General features: G+C 45.7%; 22 protein-coding genes and 1 tRNA gene. 13 read left to right on the top strand and 10 right to left on the bottom strand.

Going from position 1 to position 15305, the window contains the following annotated elements; all coding sequences use genetic code 11:
* The 8 genes from J7K41_01455 to J7K41_01420 all read left to right on the top strand — a co-directional run.
* On the top strand, positions 1-223 hold a 223-nt coding region (locus J7K41_01455), incomplete at its 5' end, for a hypothetical protein (protein ID MCD6549359.1).
* 390 nt (positions 224-613) lie between these two features.
* Positions 614-793 carry a hypothetical protein gene (locus J7K41_01450; GenBank protein MCD6549358.1) on the top strand — a complete coding sequence of 60 codons (180 nt, stop codon included), beginning with the start codon at positions 614-616 and terminating at the stop codon, positions 791-793.
* Positions 794-824: 31 nt separating this feature from the next.
* Positions 825-1220 carry a hypothetical protein gene (locus J7K41_01445; protein ID MCD6549357.1) on the top strand — a complete coding sequence of 132 codons (396 nt, stop codon included), beginning with the start codon at positions 825-827 and terminating at the stop codon, positions 1218-1220.
* 47 nt (positions 1221-1267) lie between these two features.
* On the top strand, positions 1268-2080 hold the full coding sequence (locus tag J7K41_01440) for a hypothetical protein (protein ID MCD6549356.1): 813 nt from the start codon (positions 1268-1270) through the stop codon (positions 2078-2080).
* Positions 2080-2469, top strand: a complete 390-nt coding sequence (locus J7K41_01435; protein ID MCD6549355.1) for a hypothetical protein — start codon at positions 2080-2082, stop codon at positions 2467-2469. The genes J7K41_01440 and J7K41_01435 overlap by 1 nt, the downstream gene beginning before the upstream one ends.
* Positions 2470-2480: 11 nt before the next feature.
* Positions 2481-2876, top strand: a complete 396-nt coding sequence (locus J7K41_01430; GenBank protein MCD6549354.1) for a hypothetical protein — start codon at positions 2481-2483, stop codon at positions 2874-2876.
* Positions 2876-3376 carry a hypothetical protein gene (locus J7K41_01425; GenBank protein MCD6549353.1) on the top strand — a complete coding sequence of 167 codons (501 nt, stop codon included), beginning with the start codon at positions 2876-2878 and terminating at the stop codon, positions 3374-3376. The genes J7K41_01430 and J7K41_01425 overlap by 1 nt, the downstream gene beginning before the upstream one ends.
* A gap of 115 nt (positions 3377-3491) precedes the next feature.
* Positions 3492-3566: transfer RNA gene (locus J7K41_01420), tRNA-Glu, on the top strand.
* Positions 3567-4075: 509 nt separating this feature from the next.
* On the opposite strand, the gene J7K41_01415 is transcribed toward J7K41_01420, so the two are convergent.
* The 3 genes from J7K41_01415 to J7K41_01405 are packed head-to-tail and all read right to left on the bottom strand — an operon-like array spanning position 4076 to position 6514.
* Entirely contained in the window at positions 4076-4450 is a 375-nt protein-coding gene (locus tag J7K41_01415) for a hypothetical protein (GenBank protein ID MCD6549352.1), read from the bottom strand.
* A 3-nt stretch (positions 4451-4453) separates the two neighbouring features.
* On the bottom strand, positions 4454-5755 hold the full coding sequence (locus J7K41_01410) for a Ni/Fe hydrogenase subunit alpha (GenBank protein MCD6549351.1): 1302 nt from the start codon (positions 5753-5755) through the stop codon (positions 4454-4456).
* Entirely contained in the window at positions 5756-6514 is a 759-nt protein-coding gene (locus J7K41_01405) for a sulfhydrogenase 1 subunit delta (protein MCD6549350.1), read from the bottom strand. It abuts the gene before it with no gap.
* A gap of 89 nt (positions 6515-6603) precedes the next feature.
* On the opposite strand from J7K41_01405, the gene J7K41_01400 reads away from it, so the two are divergent.
* Both J7K41_01400 and J7K41_01395 read left to right on the top strand, forming a co-directional pair.
* Positions 6604-7674, top strand: a complete 1071-nt coding sequence (locus J7K41_01400) for an NFACT family protein (protein MCD6549349.1) — start codon at positions 6604-6606, stop codon at positions 7672-7674.
* 58 nt (positions 7675-7732) lie between these two features.
* The gene (locus J7K41_01395; GenBank protein MCD6549348.1) at positions 7733-8761 is read left to right on the top strand and encodes a hypothetical protein; all 1029 of its coding nucleotides are present in this window, start codon (positions 7733-7735) and stop codon (positions 8759-8761) included.
* Between the two features lie 19 nt (positions 8762-8780).
* Here the strand turns inward: J7K41_01395 and J7K41_01390 are convergent, their stop codons facing one another.
* The 5 genes from J7K41_01390 to J7K41_01370 all read right to left on the bottom strand — a co-directional run bounded on the left by J7K41_01390 (position 8781) and on the right by J7K41_01370 (position 10758).
* On the bottom strand, positions 8781-8978 hold the full coding sequence (locus J7K41_01390; protein MCD6549347.1) for a TRASH domain-containing protein: 198 nt from the start codon (positions 8976-8978) through the stop codon (positions 8781-8783).
* Between the two features lie 15 nt (positions 8979-8993).
* On the bottom strand, positions 8994-9209 hold the full coding sequence (locus J7K41_01385; GenBank protein ID MCD6549346.1) for a 30S ribosomal protein S28e: 216 nt from the start codon (positions 9207-9209) through the stop codon (positions 8994-8996).
* A 28-nt stretch (positions 9210-9237) separates the two neighbouring features.
* The gene (locus J7K41_01380) at positions 9238-9648 is read right to left on the bottom strand and encodes a 50S ribosomal protein L7ae (GenBank protein ID MCD6549345.1); all 411 of its coding nucleotides are present in this window, start codon (positions 9646-9648) and stop codon (positions 9238-9240) included.
* 146 nt (positions 9649-9794) lie between these two features.
* Complete coding sequence (locus J7K41_01375) at positions 9795-10544, bottom strand: hypothetical protein (protein ID MCD6549344.1); 750 nt, start codon at positions 10542-10544, stop codon at positions 9795-9797.
* Positions 10545-10725: 181 nt separating this feature from the next.
* On the bottom strand, positions 10726-10758 hold the full coding sequence (locus J7K41_01370) for a hypothetical protein (GenBank protein ID MCD6549343.1): 33 nt from the start codon (positions 10756-10758) through the stop codon (positions 10726-10728).
* Positions 10759-10760: 2 nt separating this feature from the next.
* Here J7K41_01370 and J7K41_01365 point away from each other — a divergent pair, with 2 nt between their 5' ends.
* Positions 10761-12056: a 3-hydroxy-3-methylglutaryl-CoA reductase gene (locus tag J7K41_01365; protein ID MCD6549342.1), complete on the top strand. Its 1296-nt coding sequence runs from the start codon at positions 10761-10763 to the stop codon at positions 12054-12056.
* The gene (locus J7K41_01360) at positions 12057-13619 is read left to right on the top strand and encodes a DEAD/DEAH box helicase family protein (GenBank protein ID MCD6549341.1); all 1563 of its coding nucleotides are present in this window, start codon (positions 12057-12059) and stop codon (positions 13617-13619) included.
* A 17-nt stretch (positions 13620-13636) separates the two neighbouring features.
* Here the strand turns inward: J7K41_01360 and J7K41_01355 are convergent, their stop codons facing one another.
* Complete coding sequence (locus J7K41_01355) at positions 13637-14161, bottom strand: hypothetical protein (GenBank protein MCD6549340.1); 525 nt, start codon at positions 14159-14161, stop codon at positions 13637-13639.
* A gap of 51 nt (positions 14162-14212) precedes the next feature.
* On the opposite strand from J7K41_01355, the gene J7K41_01350 reads away from it, so the two are divergent.
* Positions 14213-14971 carry a hypothetical protein gene (locus J7K41_01350; protein ID MCD6549339.1) on the top strand — a complete coding sequence of 253 codons (759 nt, stop codon included), beginning with the start codon at positions 14213-14215 and terminating at the stop codon, positions 14969-14971.
* 69 nt (positions 14972-15040) lie between these two features.
* Here the strand turns inward: J7K41_01350 and J7K41_01345 are convergent.
* The coding region (locus J7K41_01345) for a hypothetical protein (GenBank protein MCD6549338.1) at positions 15041-15305 on the bottom strand (265 nt) is incomplete at its 5' end.

Here is a 15305-nt window from a genome sequence, read left to right as displayed (position 1 = left end):
GTCTGCGGAGATGCGTGCCAGGACGCATGTCTGGGCACAGTCCCTTCTGATCGGTGCGATCATAGGCGGGATACTGTACATCGTTGTTCCCAGGTTGCTCGGTGCGCTGATATCTGCAGGTCTCGACGAGGGAACACGTCTACAAGTGTGCGGGGAACTATGTGGTAACTACACTGGCGTATGTCGTGACGTGATATGTGAATCATTAAACTGTCCGTCGTGATGAACGTTTGCTTGGGAATAAAGGTGTGATTTTAAAAAAGTTGTGGTTGATAAATAGAAACTGTAAAACTCGGCAGAACTATTGTGAGGTGGAAAGTGTATGGATAAGAGGTTGTTGATAGTGCTGGTATTGGCGTTTGGGATGAATGTAGTGCTGGCAGATGGACTGGGTGAGTTACCTAACATAGTCTGGGGTATAGCGTGTGATGTGTACCGGTTGTTGTTACCGGTAGCGTTTCTGGCGATGATAGCGGCGGCGGTGATATACGCATTCGGTCAGGTAGGACATGCAGAGATGCGTGCAAAGGCACAGTCATGGGCGATGTGGGCTTTGGTAGCCGGTATAGTAGCATTGATAATCCTGTTGATCATGCCAACGATACTTAACACTCTGTTCACATCTGCCGGAGGCAGCGAAGCCAGTTTTCCCGGGTGTTGCACAGGTTGTTCACTAACGACTCCTACTGGCTGTACTGGATGCTCAGGTAGCACCGGCGGTTCATCAGGCGGCTCTTCAAGTAGTTCGTTCGGTGGAGGTGTGTCTCCTGGTGAATTAGAAGAATATAGTTAATGATGTTTATGATTATGGAGGTGAAAAAGAAATGGATAAGAAGATGCTGATAGTATTGACGATGGTACTCGGAATGAATGTAGTGCTGGCAGATGGACTGGGTGAGTTACCTAACATAGTCTGGGGTATAGCGTGTGATGTGTACCGGTTATTGTTACCAGTAGCGTTTCTGGCGATGATAGCAGCGGCGGTGATATATGCGTTCGGTCAGGTAGGACATGCAGAGATGCGTGCAAAGGCACAGTCGTGGGCGATGTGGGCTTTGGTAGCCGGTATAGTAGCATTGATAATCCTGTTGATCATGCCAACGATACTGAAAATTCTGTTTGAATCGGCGCATGGAACTGTCAGCGGCCAAGAATTTCCGGAATGTTGCAATGGTTGCTCGTTAATGGATAGGAGTGGCTGTAACTGTTACTCGGCCTGACGTGCTTTTCAGATATTTTTTAAATTTTTTCTTCTTATTTTGTTTTTGTGGGTAAGAGAGGGATGAAAAAGGGCTTTATCAGTTTCTTGGTAGTGTTTGCTTTCGTGATAGCGGTTACAATAGCGGTGGCGAGTTATACTGTTTCTCGTGATGCCGAATACTGGAAACCGTTGTCGGTCGATACGGTTTACTACAAGATGCAAGATATCAAACACGCGCATTATCTGGCGGTTGTTCACGGCGTTGACGAAGGCATTACCGTTTACAATGTTAAATGGTCGTTCTGTTATACCAAATGCAAAGTAGAAGAATGTCTTCAATCGGGCGGGACATCGTGTACTGTAGAAACAGTACTTTCCCGGATAACCGGTACCGGGATAGACAAATGTAAACTCGAATGCGATAAAAGAGTAAAATTCAAGGATACAGTGATGGAGGTTGTGAACACGCATCTCAACATGTTATCAGAAGACGATTTTAACGATGGCGGACGGTTCGTGATAGAACGGTGGTACAAATGCGTGAGCGATGATGAGATGGATAGCATGGCAAGTTCGATACGCAGAAGGGCTTCATCTTCATCATGGGCCGACGACGCATCCGATTACATACAGTTCAACATCCGACAAACCGACCAAAAAGTCGTGGCAAGGTTTGAAGGCGCGCATTCGTTGCCCGGTAGTTTGAGGAAATGCGTGATCGGGTTCACTGTCTACGATAAATATTCCAATGTTTCACTGGTGGGTTACATCCCTAACACTGAATCGTATGTGAGCGATGTCCCGGTTATATCGCGCGGTTCCGATATACACAGGATTTCAAGTGTAATAGGATTTACTGATGTTATGGGTGGTCATTGATGCGCGGACAGGTGACGTTGGAATCGTTGATAGCGTTGGCGATATACTTTGCAATCATCTCTGTTGTCATGTCGTACGCAGTTCTCATGAAACGAACCGTTCAGGAGAACCAATACATCATAGAAGCGCGAAGGATCGCCGAATCAACGGCCTTCAGGTTGGATATGCAGGCGAACGACCTTCCTGCCAAACGTGCGGAGCAGGGGTTCGTCGCGCCTTCGTCTTACAAAGGTCACGATATCTATTACGAATATGTGGGCAAGGGAGGACTGGTTGTAACGATAGCCGGGCAACGATCCGGTGCGCAGACGGTTCATCCGGTTCATGTAATGCCGTACCGCGGTGGCATGGTTGTGCAGACAACCGGCGAGAAGGCTGAACCGATCTGATTGGTGGTGTGATGAAAGGTCAGATCAGTTTTGATATGGGATTGGCCGTGATAGCACTGGCTCTGATCATATATTACGGATTTTACGAACTGTTCATGCTCAACAACAGGACCGTTATGTCGCTTAACGACGAATCCTCCTACAACCATCTTTTGGTTTATTCGGATTACGTTGTCAAACATACCGGAGCAAAACATTCGCCCAAGAGAGAGACGGTTTATCATCATTACATCGACCCGTTACAGATACAGTCGTGCAACCGTAAGGACTATCTCGGGTTTTCTGAGGTGAAATGCGGTCTCTGTGAAGTGGGTAACCCGTGTGTCACAGGTGACCTATGCATCAGACGGGTCGTTTACGACGGTTCCGGGATAAAGATGCTTATGGTGTGCGGGGTGAAGGATTGATGCTGTCGATAGAGGCAATGGTTTCATTGGTGGTTATTCTCATGTTCGTCACCGCCGTTTCGGTAACGTTCAATGCACTGCACCGCGATACGCTCATATATCAACACATGCTTCTCAACGATATCCTGGAATCGTATTACAAATCGGGAGGGTTCGCTAAGCTCAGTTACGGCGATTTCACAGTCATTCACGATATGGAAAAAACGGCTGATGCCATGGGTTACACGTTGGTCATCACACCCGAAGTTTCATGGAGTGACCAGTTCACGGTGCCGCCTTTGGAGGTTTACGGAATAAGGTTGGAGTTCACAAAGGATCTCATGACAAAGATCATTAAAGAACTCGCTAAGAAAACCGGATTGGACAAAGTTGAAAACTATCAGATATCTTCTCTGCCTTCCAGTGAATGTGCCGATAAACCTACTGTCTCTACAACGCGCGTTGTACCTTCTTACATGGGTTATACAGTAAAACTGAGGTTTACCATGTGTCCCAAGTGAATCGCCGGCCCGTTGCACTTACTTCTCGCATAGCGTTTTTGGATTTGTTTACGATCACAAGCCGGTTCGGGTAAGCGAAAAGAATTTAAAAAACGAGGGACAAAAGAGGATGTTTGCTCCGGTAGTCTAGTCCGGCCAAGGATGCTGGCCTTTCAAGCCAGTGACCCGGGTTCAAATCCCGGCCGGAGCATTCTCAACTTTCTGTTCAACTCTATCAACCTGTTTCTTTCTTCCGTACTGATCTGGAGGAACGGTTGAAAGAAATGGGTTGCTACGTAACCGTCATCGAACAGTTCGTTTACCCAGTACGGTATATCGCAGAAGACGGTTATACCGTTTTCATACGGGGTAACAACCCGTAGGATATCACCGTTTTTGAATGCCGGTAGAACCAGGTCACCCAAACATACTTCGAACGGCCTTTCCATCGCAACGAGTTTGTTGTGCCAGAACTCATTCTCGCCCAGCACGTACCTTAAGAAAGCCCTGCCATCCGTATACCATTCTGTATCGATACGTTTCATATGGAACATAAAAACAGCGTTCTGTTCCAATGAGTCGAGCAAAAGGTTTCTCGCATTCCCGTCCATGCGTTCTTTGAACATCTTTATCCGCATCAACAGTTCCCCAGGGTTACCTGCGCATCTCCCGTGCGCGCGAGCGTGGTAAACAAAAAGAGCTGTGGATATGAGTATCTCATCACTGCTTCTTCCCAATCTCTTTGATTTTTGATATAACATCTTCTATTACCTCCTCAGGGTCCGCATTACTCGGTATTCCTATTATCAAAGGTATCTGTTCGTTCATCTGTTGGCATATCCTGATAACGGTACCGAGGTCTATCCCGTGGACAGAGTAGTGTTTATCCGTTTCGATGTTGTTTACATCAACGATGGTGACCCTATCGATTCCATGGACTGTATCGAGTATCACGTATCCTCTTCCCTTGCCGACAATTTCGAACGGGTCATCCGAGAACATTACCTTATACCCCATCATTTTTAACAGGTTACCTACCTCTACCGCCGCAGTATCTTCACTGACCAATGGATTGCCGAACACCAATATCTCCATTGTTCATTCCCTCTTTATCCGAACGTTCAAGAAATGCGTGGCACAGGATATGCACGGGTCATACGCTCTGATGAGTTTCTCTATCTCGTATGTAAGTTTTTCTTTACCTTCTTCTATCAACACGGGTGCGAGTTGTTTTATATCCTTTTCGATGTTGTAGAGAAACTGTGCGGTAGGCGGTATGATGTCTGCCTTCACCACCCTCCCTTCATCGTTGAACTTATACCTGTGGAACAGTGTACCTCTCGGAACTTCTGCAACACCGACACCTTCTCCGGACTTCGGGGTAACGGTTACGCTTTCTTCTTTACGCACCGATTCTTTCAGGTCCGAAACTATTTCGAGTGCGGTATTGATACAATGGACCAGTTCTATACATTGGCAGAGGTTGTTTGCGTACGGTGAATGACAGGGAACACCGAAAGGTGCTAAGGTGAGTAACTGTTTCGCTTCCGGATGCAGATATTTATGATTTATGTTTATCCTTGAGAGAGCCCCTGTTGTGTACGTTTCTCCTTCCGACACGGAATACTTAGCAGTTGAATAGGGTACAACAACCTCTTCAACAAACTCCATGTAATTATCAGGCACCGTAATATCCCACTCGTCTTCAGCAGCGTTGTATCTGGTAATGGCACGCATCGTCCCTTCAAAAAAGTTAGGTGTCAATGCAAGGTAGGAGGTTTTTCTTTCGAATTTTGGCAGCCCGAACTTCATGTACAGGTCAAATAAGTCTCTTGCTATCTGTTCAACGCTTTTCAGTTCTGTTTCGACCCGTTCTAAATCTTCCTTGGACGGCACCTTGCTGAACCCACCGACGCGTGGTGTAACGGAATGTATATCGCGTCCGCCCACTATTTTCATGATCGTTGTCCCGGTCTGTCTGAGTTTGAGCATCTTCTTCAACAGTTCTTGGTTCTCCCTTGCGATATCGAACATACTTTCCACTCCCAGGTAATCCGGCAATGCCAAAAAACCGAGATGTAACGCATGGGATTGGATCACAGTTCCTATGAGCAGCAGCTCCCTAAGTTTCTGGGTTTGTTCGCTTACCACGATGCCAAATGCATCTTCCACGGCCAGCATAGACGCATAGGTATGACTGAAGTTGCATATACCGCATATCCGTGATGTTACTAACGGTAGTTCATCAAACCGTCTACCGCGAACTATCTGTTCAAAATACCTGGGCGATTCGTATATATTGAGATGTACATCCGTAACCGCACCCGTTTCATCATCTACACATAACACGAGGTTGGCATGACCTTCAACCTTGGCGAGATTGTTTATACATACTTCCATTCAATCACCCTTTTCCTGTTCTGATAGTTCTATGACCTTTGACGGGCCGGTGTACTTGAACAGCATGCTACGGATTTTATCCTCAGTAGAAAAACTCCTCAGATAACGAACGAACTGTTCGATGTTGGCATTCTCAAGGAATCCTCTACATGCTTCACATCCTACACCGTTTGACGGGCATACCGCTCCGCACCCTCCCCTTGTTATCGGACCCAAACACGGGATACCTTTGGCGAGCAAACATTCGTTCCCTTTTGCCCTGCATCCCACGCATACGGGTTGTTCCTTCTGACGCGGAAACGACCCTTCATCTCTGTAATGGACCATCATATCGTAGAACTCGTTGGGATTGATGGGACATCCGTAGAGCATGTAATCGACATCTATATAATTTGCAATCCCCGTAACGTTTATGCTCCCCCATCTCTTCATATACTCTTTGATGGATTTGTCTTCGGACATGTCAACGAACTTTCTGAGACCGGGTATCCCGCCGAAACATGCGCACGCACCCATGGCAACTACCGACCCGGAACGTTTACGTAATTCCTTTATCATCGGGACCTGCTTTTTTTGAGATACTCCTCCTTCGATGACTGCGATATCTACGTCTTCTATCGGACGGGTATGCGTCTGGAACAATCTGAATACCTTAAAATCAACAAAATAAAGCAGGTCCAACAACTTTTGATTAAGTGAAAGGATAGATATCTGACATCCTTCGCATGATGTGAACGAATAAATCCCTACCTTGATCATAACATAATCTCTCAGAAAACTTTTATAAACCAGTCATTGCGGTTATTGACGATGGGATTATAAGTATTTACCTACACAAAAAGAGTTCTATGAACAAAGGAACTGCGGAGAGGAAGGATCGGTCGCTTACTGCCTTCGAATACCGTTACTGGGTTGAAGAAGTGAAGGGTCGCCTAATCGGTCAACGTTTTAGGAAGTTTTCAGAGATAGAAAAGGATAGGTTTCTCATCAGGTTTGATAGAGATACGATAAGGATCGGTTTACCGAATTATGTATGCATCACACGGTATATAGAAGAAGCGAAACCTTCTCCGTCCGGTTTTGTCATGGCAATCCGTAAACGGTTGAAAGGACAGAGAATTAGAGGGGTCGAACAGGTCGGGACTGACCGTATCCTCAGGTTTATGTTCGATGACTATTCTTTGGTAGTCGAACTGTTCTCACACGGTAACATCCTTCTTCTGGACACGGACGGGACGATCATCGTTACATACAAACGCGAGATATGGAAGGATAGACGGTTGATCCCACGTGAGAAGTATATCCCTCCTAAGAACAAACAGTACCCGTTCAAACCATCTCCCGAACAGATCCGTGAAATACTGTCCAACAGATACGTTGTTGTAGACATGTCTGTGCTGCCTATCGGTACCGTGTATGTAAAAGAGGTTTTGAGAAGATGTGATATCGATGAGAAGATGCAGGGGATAAAATTGTCCGCTCAACAGATAGAGTGCATTCTCAGCAATATAGATGACATAATCACTTCGGCTGCTCCATGGGCTGATTTGGATGAAAACAAAAACGTTGTGGATTTTGCTCTTACAAAAAGGTCGGAATGGAACAACCCTGTTAAATGCGATTCGTTCAACCGTTTGATCGACGAATACTATAGACCGCCTGAACTAACCGTTCCGACCGAAGATAAACGATTGACCAAACTCGGGATCCGTCTTGCCAAACAGGTAGAGCATCTGGAACGTTTGAAACAACAGGAAGAGGAGTACAGAAAAATGGGTGATTACATATATCTACATTATGCGGAACTGGACGAACTGTTGACCGCTGTTCGTGAGGGTAAGGATATAAACCGTAAGGGCGTGAAAATAGACAGAAGGAGAGGGGTGATAGAAATTGATACTGAAGAGTTCGAATCGTAATTCATATAAACATAATAGTGGCAATAGTGGGTTTGTCAAACATTTTAAAGGTGGTTCTATGATTTCCGAATATAAATCTGCAATAATCCGTGAAATAGATAGGGCGAGGGAGAATACCGATTACATGCACAGCACACTGAAATCCTACACACCCAACACGGATAATAAGAACGAAGCGGTTTTCTTTATCAAGCCCGAGATCACCGGACCCGATAGTAACGCAGACATATCCTCTATAATAGATTTGATAGACGCATCTTTCCAGAGATTTTCCGTATCTGTTGATGCTGTAAAGGTGTTAGGTGCAGCGTATCTGAAAAAATACGGTATAATGGAGAAACACTACGGTGTCATCAACAGATTGGCGCGTGAAGGCAAGACAGCGTTTTCTCCAGGGGCTGTTTCTAAGTTTGAAGAAGTGTTCGGTGTTAATCCGTCCGATGCGACTGTTCTCGGGGCGTTTCAGTTTCTTGAAAGATACCCGTTCTTCAACCCTTCTTCGCAGGATGTGCTGTGGAGTAACACAAAGATAACAAAACTTGCCAGCGGAACCTACTGTGCTCAGATAAAGGTGTTCGATGATACGATATACCTTGTCAACGGGTTCCATCCGCATCAGTTGGAACATTTTACGGGTAACGGCAAATCTATCGTTGTAATGGTCATCTCAAGTAATACGGATTGGCGTACACTGAGGGATGTAATGGTGGGTTCGACCGACCCTAAGGATGCTGTTGAAGGAAGTATAAGGCGTACGTTGTTGGATAGAAAAGATGAGTTGGGACTCAGACAGGTGGACAGAGGGTTTAACGGTGTCCATCTCTCTGCAGGACCGTTAGAGGCAGTGGCCGAGACCGTACGGTTCGTTTCGGATTACGAGGGTAATATGATATCGCCTGGCGAGACCGCGATAGGGAAACGTATGATTGCCGAGGGTATACCTGAGGAACAGATTGAATGGTTGATAAACAATCCGAAGGTGACCTACAGAGGAGAGGAATGGTACGCCTTTGACCTAACAGAATGTATGAATACCGATGATATGATTACTGTTGTCAAAGAGATCATAGGTAGAACGAAAAAATAAGAAAAGGATATTTGATCTTTTATTTTTTCTTAGCCTTCGCTTCTTTGCGTTTCTTTTGGACGTATTCCGTCCATTTGGTCTTTTTACCCGACCGTTTCAGGTTGAGCATGTTTCTTTTGCATTTCGAACTGCAGAAATAGTATATCTTACCGTCTCTTCGCACGTACATTAAACCCTTCCCCGGAGGGATCTCTTTACCGCAGAAGCTGCAGATCATACGAAAACACCTCTGTTATCTTGCTTTGATCTTCTTAGCCTCTCTTTCTGCCTCTAACAGTATTAGAATATCGCCGACCTTTACCGGTCCTTTGACGTTCCTTCTTATAATCTTTGTCCTCTTCGCTTCTGGATTGAGTATTTTACACAACACCTGTGTGATCTCACCGTGGACCCCAGTCCTCTTCTTCTCCACGGATTTGACTTCTGCATACACTCCTTCCACAACCATCACCTTTTGCATTATTTAATTAAATCAGTTATTTGTTTTCGGTTTTTTCACCCTCCTCTTTCTTCTCTTCTTTCTTTTCTGTCATCTTTTTCAACGGTTCTACGATATCGTTGATCAGTTCAGCAGCAGTACCCGGCTCTTCGATAGCGGCAGACGAAGCACCGACACCTAACCCGAGCGCTTTACCCAACTGTTCACGGGTGGGTACGTAAACATACGGTATACCTTTCTCCTCACACAATGCAGGGATATGAACAACCACTTCCTCCGGCGATACATCTTCAGCGATGATCACGAGTTTTGCATTACCCTTTTCGATGGATTTTGTGGTTTCGTTAGCGCCTTTCTTAACCCTACCGGTATCTTTTGCTACACTCACGGCTTGCAACGTTTTTTCGACAACTTCTGCAGGTGTTTTAAATTTAACATAGGAAGCCATACATTATCACCTCTCTCATCGGTTTTTACAACCTCGATGTTACTTCTCATTTTATAACGACAACAGTTTATAAACCTGTCGGTTAAGTTAAATGACATTCTGTAAAGAGGTCCTGGGAAATTCTTCTCGAAGGCAAACTTCTATGTTTATCTTCTCATAAAGTAGTCTATAAGGTCACGATATTTTTTCCCGCTGTGGTATTTCTCCATAATCCGGTTGAATAACTCGATATCCCCGCCTATTATCGCAAGTTCCCAACATTCGCCTTCCAAACAATCCCTAAAGGCAAGCTTGATCCTGTTCACATCACGAGAGGTAAAGAGGTCGAACAACTCGCGTGCACGGTCAGAATCCTGCTCAAGAATCATGTTAAAGACCTTTTCAAACAACGTCCAGTAATCCTTACGATATTCTGGTCTGGGTTGGGGTAGGACTGCGTTTACGGAGTCTCTTACGAATACGAAGTAGCCCAACACGAAAGGTATTTTCTCTTCTAAGGTGTAACCATCGTCATCCAAGACACGGTCGACAAGTTTTCTGTACCTGCGTACGTCTTCGTCGGACGGTCTGATACAGATGCTATCGGGATCAGGGTCATCCAACACATAACTAAGGATATCCAACAGATACTTCTTCTGACGTCTCTTACTGTTATGAACATGTTGTTCCGGGATTGGATGAGAAAGAAACAGGTCAAACCTGTCTGCGACTGTCAACAGGTAGGAGCATAACTTTGCGTAATCCCCTTCCCTCCGCGCCTGAGCGGCCGCCCATACTACACACTCCTCGCGGTCATCAGTTAGGACCAGTTCCTTCTCCAGTTCGCGTTTTGACGGTGCCCTTTTGCCGACCCTCTCCTTCTGTTTTCTTCTATCTGCATATACTTTGGGACACATAATCTCATCACCGTCAGTTATTTTGGTATATCATGTTTTTATAGTTTTCCACAATATCACGAAACAACCTTTCTCCTGACTCCGAGGACCAATTTTATAACGGCCCAGGATTTTTTGGACCGATGATTTATAAATAGAAGTGGAGAAATCATTTTATAAATTCTTTCAGGCAATTAATTTCTTAGATCGTTATGATTCGGTGATAGGGGTGTATGCATGGGTCAGGAGAATCTACTTGTTGAAAAACTGCTCGAAAAGTTGATGAAAGGGGAAATTAAACCCTATGAGGTTGAGAGGGAACTAGAACAACAGACCGACCTCCCGTGGGAGGACGTGTGCAGAACCGCCTCGGACATAAGATTACGGTATATAGAACGCGTGTCAGGGGTTGACCTGTCCGAGGTCAGGAGGGCGTACGTTCCGACAGAGAACGTTTCTAAAAGGACTACCGGGATAGAACTTAAAGTCGGCGGTGCGGTCACACCGTTAGGTATAGCCGGCCCCGTAAAGATAAACGGCGAATATGCAAAGGGAGAATTCTTTATTCCGTTGGCTACTAACGAAGCAGCTCTGGTGGCAGGGATCAACAGGGGTATCAAGGCTATCAATCTGTCAGGCGGTGTGAGAACCGTTGTTACTTACGACGGTATGACGCGCGCACCAGTTCTGAAGATGCCGGACATCCGTTCAGCCAAAGAACTGTGCGAACAGATACGGTCAAAAGGAGAACTCTATCAACAGATTAAACGCGCTGCCGAATCGGAATCCAGGTACAGCAAACTTATTGATATCCGACCATATCAGATGGGGAGATACGTTTGGTTAAGGTTCGTATTCCAAACAGGTAACGCGATGGGTATGAACTCCGCTACAAGGTACACGGCGAACGGTGTTGCAGAACTGTTGAACAAGGTTGAAGGTGCGGAACTTGTTGCGTTGTCCGGTAACATGTGCACCGACAAAAAACCCGCCTTTATCAACATCCTTGAAGGAAGAGGGAAATCTGTACATGCAGAAGTACTCATTCCCAAGGATGTGTTGGAAACGGTTTATCACACCTCCCCTCGGACGATCGAGAAAACCAATCTTATCAAAGTGTATCTGGGTAGCAGTTACGCCGGTACAGTCGGAGGATACAATGCCAATGCAGCCAACACTGTTGCAGCCATGTTTATCGCGCTCGGTCAGGATGCGGCGCAGGTTGTTAATTCTTCTGATTGTTACACTGTAGCCGAAGCAGAGGATGATAACCTTCGGTTTACCGTGTCCATGCCGGACATTCATGTCGGCACAGTGGGCGGCGGAACCGGTTACGGAACGGCTCGCGAGTTACTCAAGTTGATAGGTTGTTCCGAACCGGATGATAAGGGTTATGTTAACGCCAGAAAACTTGCCGAAATCGTTGCTGCTGCAGTGACCGCTCAAGAACTTAACCTGATAGCAACGTTGGCTAATGAATGGGAATTGGCAGAATCACATATCAGTCTTGCAAGGGGTAAGGGGGAATCCTGAATGCTGAAAGGTGTGACACCTAGGAGATATCAGGTCAACATTGCAAACTCCATCCTCCGTAACGGTAACACCCTGGTCGTGCTTCCGACAGGTCTCGGTAAAACGCTGATCGCTTTAATGGTCATGGACTGGATACTGGAGAAGGGCGGCAGGGCTTTGTTCCTGGCACCGACGCGACCTCTGGTTAAACAGCATTACTCAACGATTCTGAACCTACTCGACATAGATAAAGAGGATGTTGCACTGATAACCGGTGAGATCCAGCCAAAAAAACGTGCGGTTTTGTGGAAGAAAAAAGTTATTGTATCGACACCGCAGACTGCAAAGAATGATATGATAAAGGGTGTGTTTGACGGTAATGTAGACCTATGCATAATCGATGAAGCGCACAGGGCGGTAGGCAACTACGCTTATACTTTTGTTGCAAAGCGATGCCATGATCACGATGCATTGATAATCGGGTTAACAGCTTCACCGGGCGGTAAAAGGTCACGGATAGACGAAATAATGGAAAAACTGTTTATCAACAACATCGAAATACGAACCGAACACGACCCAGACGTTGCACCCTATGTTCACAGGATTAATATAAAATGGAAGTTTGTTACGTTACCCGACGAAATAAAACAGGTTGATGAACTGCTTAAGAAAGAACTCAAAAAAACTGCCGAGACGTTATCCGTGTTGGGTGTTTCTACGAGAAGGTTATCAAAGGGCACGCTTGCAAAACTTAAGGAGAAAATCGATAAGGTGAACGGTGGTGCACGGTATGCGCTGATGTCTGCGTACGCGGTGACGTTTAACCTTGTCCATCTTATAGAACTTCTGGAGACGCAGGGTCCGGGACCTTTTCTGAAGTACCTCCGTAAGATCAAAACAGAATCCAGATCAAAAGGTGTTCAACGGTTGGTGTCAAGGTTGGAGGCGGCAGGCGTAGAAAGACTTCTTGAAGGAACAGTTCATCCGAAGATGTACGAGTTGTTGAAGGTCGTCAAGGAACGAAAGAACAAGACGGTTATCGTGTTTGCTCAGTACCGTGATCAGATCGATGAGATCGTTAGAATGCTGAACGAGAACGGTATCGCTGCAAAACGGTTCGTGGGTAAAAGAAAGGGTGTTACTCAGAAGGAACAGATGCGTATCCTTGAGGAGTTCCGTAAGGGTAGGTTCAACGTGATCGTGGCAAGCAGTATCGGTGAAGAAGGATTGGATATACCATCTGTTGATACCGTGGTTTTTTATGAGCCTATCCCCAGCGAAATCCGTACGATACAACGGCGCGGCCGTGCCGGCCGCGCCAAGACCGGCGAAGTGATAATACTTATCACTAAGGGAACGCAGGATGAAGCGTTCTACTGGGCATCGCGCACCCGTGAGAAAAAGATGTACCGTTATGTGAAGGGCATGACACCTAAGAACACGGTTGGTCGCCCGGTGTCTCAGAGTGATACAAACAAGACCAGCGGTGTTGAACATGATAAGAAAGATGATGGACTGAAAGATAAACGCAGCGGGAAAAAGAAGACGGGTGGACAGACAAAGATCACCGAGTTTATCGGTTAAATGAATAGAAGAACTTTTTAGGATTCACGGGAGGGACGCATGTAATGGTATCCCAATGTTTCCACGATGCCTATCACAACACCTCCTATCGGTGCGGTGAGTAACGCGGTGACGAATGGTAGGAATACCATCGATAAAGGAACGAGTTTGTTGATATGGTTTCTGCTTACGTATCCTCCAACAGCCGACACGGTTATCAAGAGAACCCAGATGAGGTTGCACAGTATCATACATTCAGGACGGTCCATCGGACACGTGATCAGCCCGGTACATCCGCTCTGAAATCCTATGCTCACGACCCTTTCACCACCAACAGGTACTATGCACACGTTATCCTGACAGTATCCCTGTTTGCAATCTGCAGTCACGTTACAACTCGTATTGGTTGACAGGTATTTTACATGCGGAAGTACGCATCTGTTGTTCTCGCAATATCCGACTGCACAATCGGATGTGGTGTTGCACCCCTGACCCGGTAACGAATAAGCAATTATGTTTTGAACGGTCAGCAGGAGCAAGATAACCGTGACCGCGGATTTCATAATCTGAGATTTCATTTAACCTTTATAATCGTTACTGAGCAATAACGAACCATGCCGGTGATCATGGATTGTCTGAAAAACGTGGCGGGTCACAACATCGCATCCTATCTTCGTAAAGAGTACGGGTTAGATGACATGGTCGAGACGGTTGATGCGAACGTGTTGGATTTTGTGTACAACGGTGAATGCGATTACATAATCGTGCCCAGCACGCACCGTAGCGAACAACCGAGGAAAACGTTGACCGTTCACGTGCCCGGGAACTGGGCGGATGCGGATATGGGCGGAAGGCCGAGAACACTTAACATAAGTTATGGTAGCAAGATGAAGACGGTACTGATGAACATAGAACGGATCGTAAAGATGCGCGGTCTGGATGACGTTTGGGATGTCAGAATGGAGGTTGACCATCACGGACCGACTCTTGATCATCCGATCATGTTCGTGGAGATAGGTAGCACCATTGCCGAATGGAACGATCCTGTAGCGGTGCGGGTCGTAGGCGATGCCATCGTCGCTTCTTTAGACGACGATTCGACATATACCAACGTTGTCGGATACGGCGGGGGTCACTATGCCCCTCGGTTTACCAAACACGAACTTTTAGAAGACGGTCCCGCCTATGCACACCTGTGTCCGAAGTACGTGTTTGACCGGATAGATTACTCGATGTTCAAACAGGCAATCGAAAAGTCCGTGGAACCGGTCGAACGTATCGAAGTGGAGAAGAAAGGGTTGACTTCGGGACAGAAGAAACGGGTTAGGGAATGGTGCGAACTTTACGGTATAGAATACCGAGAAATAAGATGATGACAGACTTCTTGCCTTTGTGGAAGATGAAAAATTGGAGTGTTTCACTGTCTCGCCAATATTTTAAAATCAAGAAATAAAATCTATTGCGACAAGTTTTAGTTTACTCTTCTCAAATGGCGGAATTTCTATTCTTCTCTTAGAACTTAATCGTTTAATAAAATTCCAAACATCGTTAATAAGTCTTTTCCAATCACCAGATTTTTTATATTTTCTCCACATCTTCCTTAAAATTTGTAATCTTCTTTTTGTTAAAGAGATTGTTAATAATTTATTTCGTGTATCGTCCCACAGAGAGATTATATCTTTATCTTCCGGATGTTCTGAAAGATAT

The sequence above is a fragment of the Candidatus Micrarchaeota archaeon genome (assembly GCA_021163225.1).
Lineage (GTDB): Archaea > Micrarchaeota > Micrarchaeia > Anstonellales > JAGGXE01 > JAGGXE01.
Note: the sequence above shows the minus strand (reverse complement) of the source record. Positions and strands in the feature narration are given on the sequence as shown.

Bases quoted from the DNA above. Each gene is read 5' to 3' on its own strand.
- J7K41_01445 (MCD6549357.1), top strand. From the start codon at position 825: ATGGATAAGAAGATGCTGATAGTATTGACGATGGTACTCGGAATGAAT.
- J7K41_01435 (MCD6549355.1), top strand. From the start codon at position 2,080: ATGCGCGGACAGGTGACGTTGGAATCGTTGATAGCGTTGGCGATATAC.
- J7K41_01430 (MCD6549354.1), top strand. From the start codon at position 2,481: ATGAAAGGTCAGATCAGTTTTGATATGGGATTGGCCGTGATAGCACTG.
- J7K41_01425 (MCD6549353.1), top strand. From the start codon at position 2,876: ATGCTGTCGATAGAGGCAATGGTTTCATTGGTGGTTATTCTCATGTTC.
- J7K41_01415 (MCD6549352.1), bottom strand. From the start codon at position 4,450: ATGGAGATATTGGTGTTCGGCAATCCATTGGTCAGTGAAGATACTGCG.
- J7K41_01410 (MCD6549351.1), bottom strand. From the start codon at position 5,755: ATGGAAGTATGTATAAACAATCTCGCCAAGGTTGAAGGTCATGCCAAC.
- J7K41_01405 (MCD6549350.1), bottom strand. From the start codon at position 6,514: ATGATCAAGGTAGGGATTTATTCGTTCACATCATGCGAAGGATGTCAG.
- J7K41_01400 (MCD6549349.1), top strand. From the start codon at position 6,604: ATGAACAAAGGAACTGCGGAGAGGAAGGATCGGTCGCTTACTGCCTTC.
- J7K41_01395 (MCD6549348.1), top strand. From the start codon at position 7,733: ATGATTTCCGAATATAAATCTGCAATAATCCGTGAAATAGATAGGGCG.
- J7K41_01390 (MCD6549347.1), bottom strand. From the start codon at position 8,978: ATGATCTGCAGCTTCTGCGGTAAAGAGATCCCTCCGGGGAAGGGTTTA.
- J7K41_01385 (MCD6549346.1), bottom strand. From the start codon at position 9,209: ATGGTTGTGGAAGGAGTGTATGCAGAAGTCAAATCCGTGGAGAAGAAG.
- J7K41_01380 (MCD6549345.1), bottom strand. From the start codon at position 9,648: ATGGCTTCCTATGTTAAATTTAAAACACCTGCAGAAGTTGTCGAAAAA.
- J7K41_01375 (MCD6549344.1), bottom strand. From the start codon at position 10,544: ATGTGTCCCAAAGTATATGCAGATAGAAGAAAACAGAAGGAGAGGGTC.
- J7K41_01365 (MCD6549342.1), top strand. From the start codon at position 10,761: ATGGGTCAGGAGAATCTACTTGTTGAAAAACTGCTCGAAAAGTTGATG.
- J7K41_01360 (MCD6549341.1), top strand. From the start codon at position 12,057: ATGCTGAAAGGTGTGACACCTAGGAGATATCAGGTCAACATTGCAAAC.
- J7K41_01355 (MCD6549340.1), bottom strand. From the start codon at position 14,161: ATGAAATCCGCGGTCACGGTTATCTTGCTCCTGCTGACCGTTCAAAAC.
- J7K41_01350 (MCD6549339.1), top strand. From the start codon at position 14,213: ATGCCGGTGATCATGGATTGTCTGAAAAACGTGGCGGGTCACAACATC.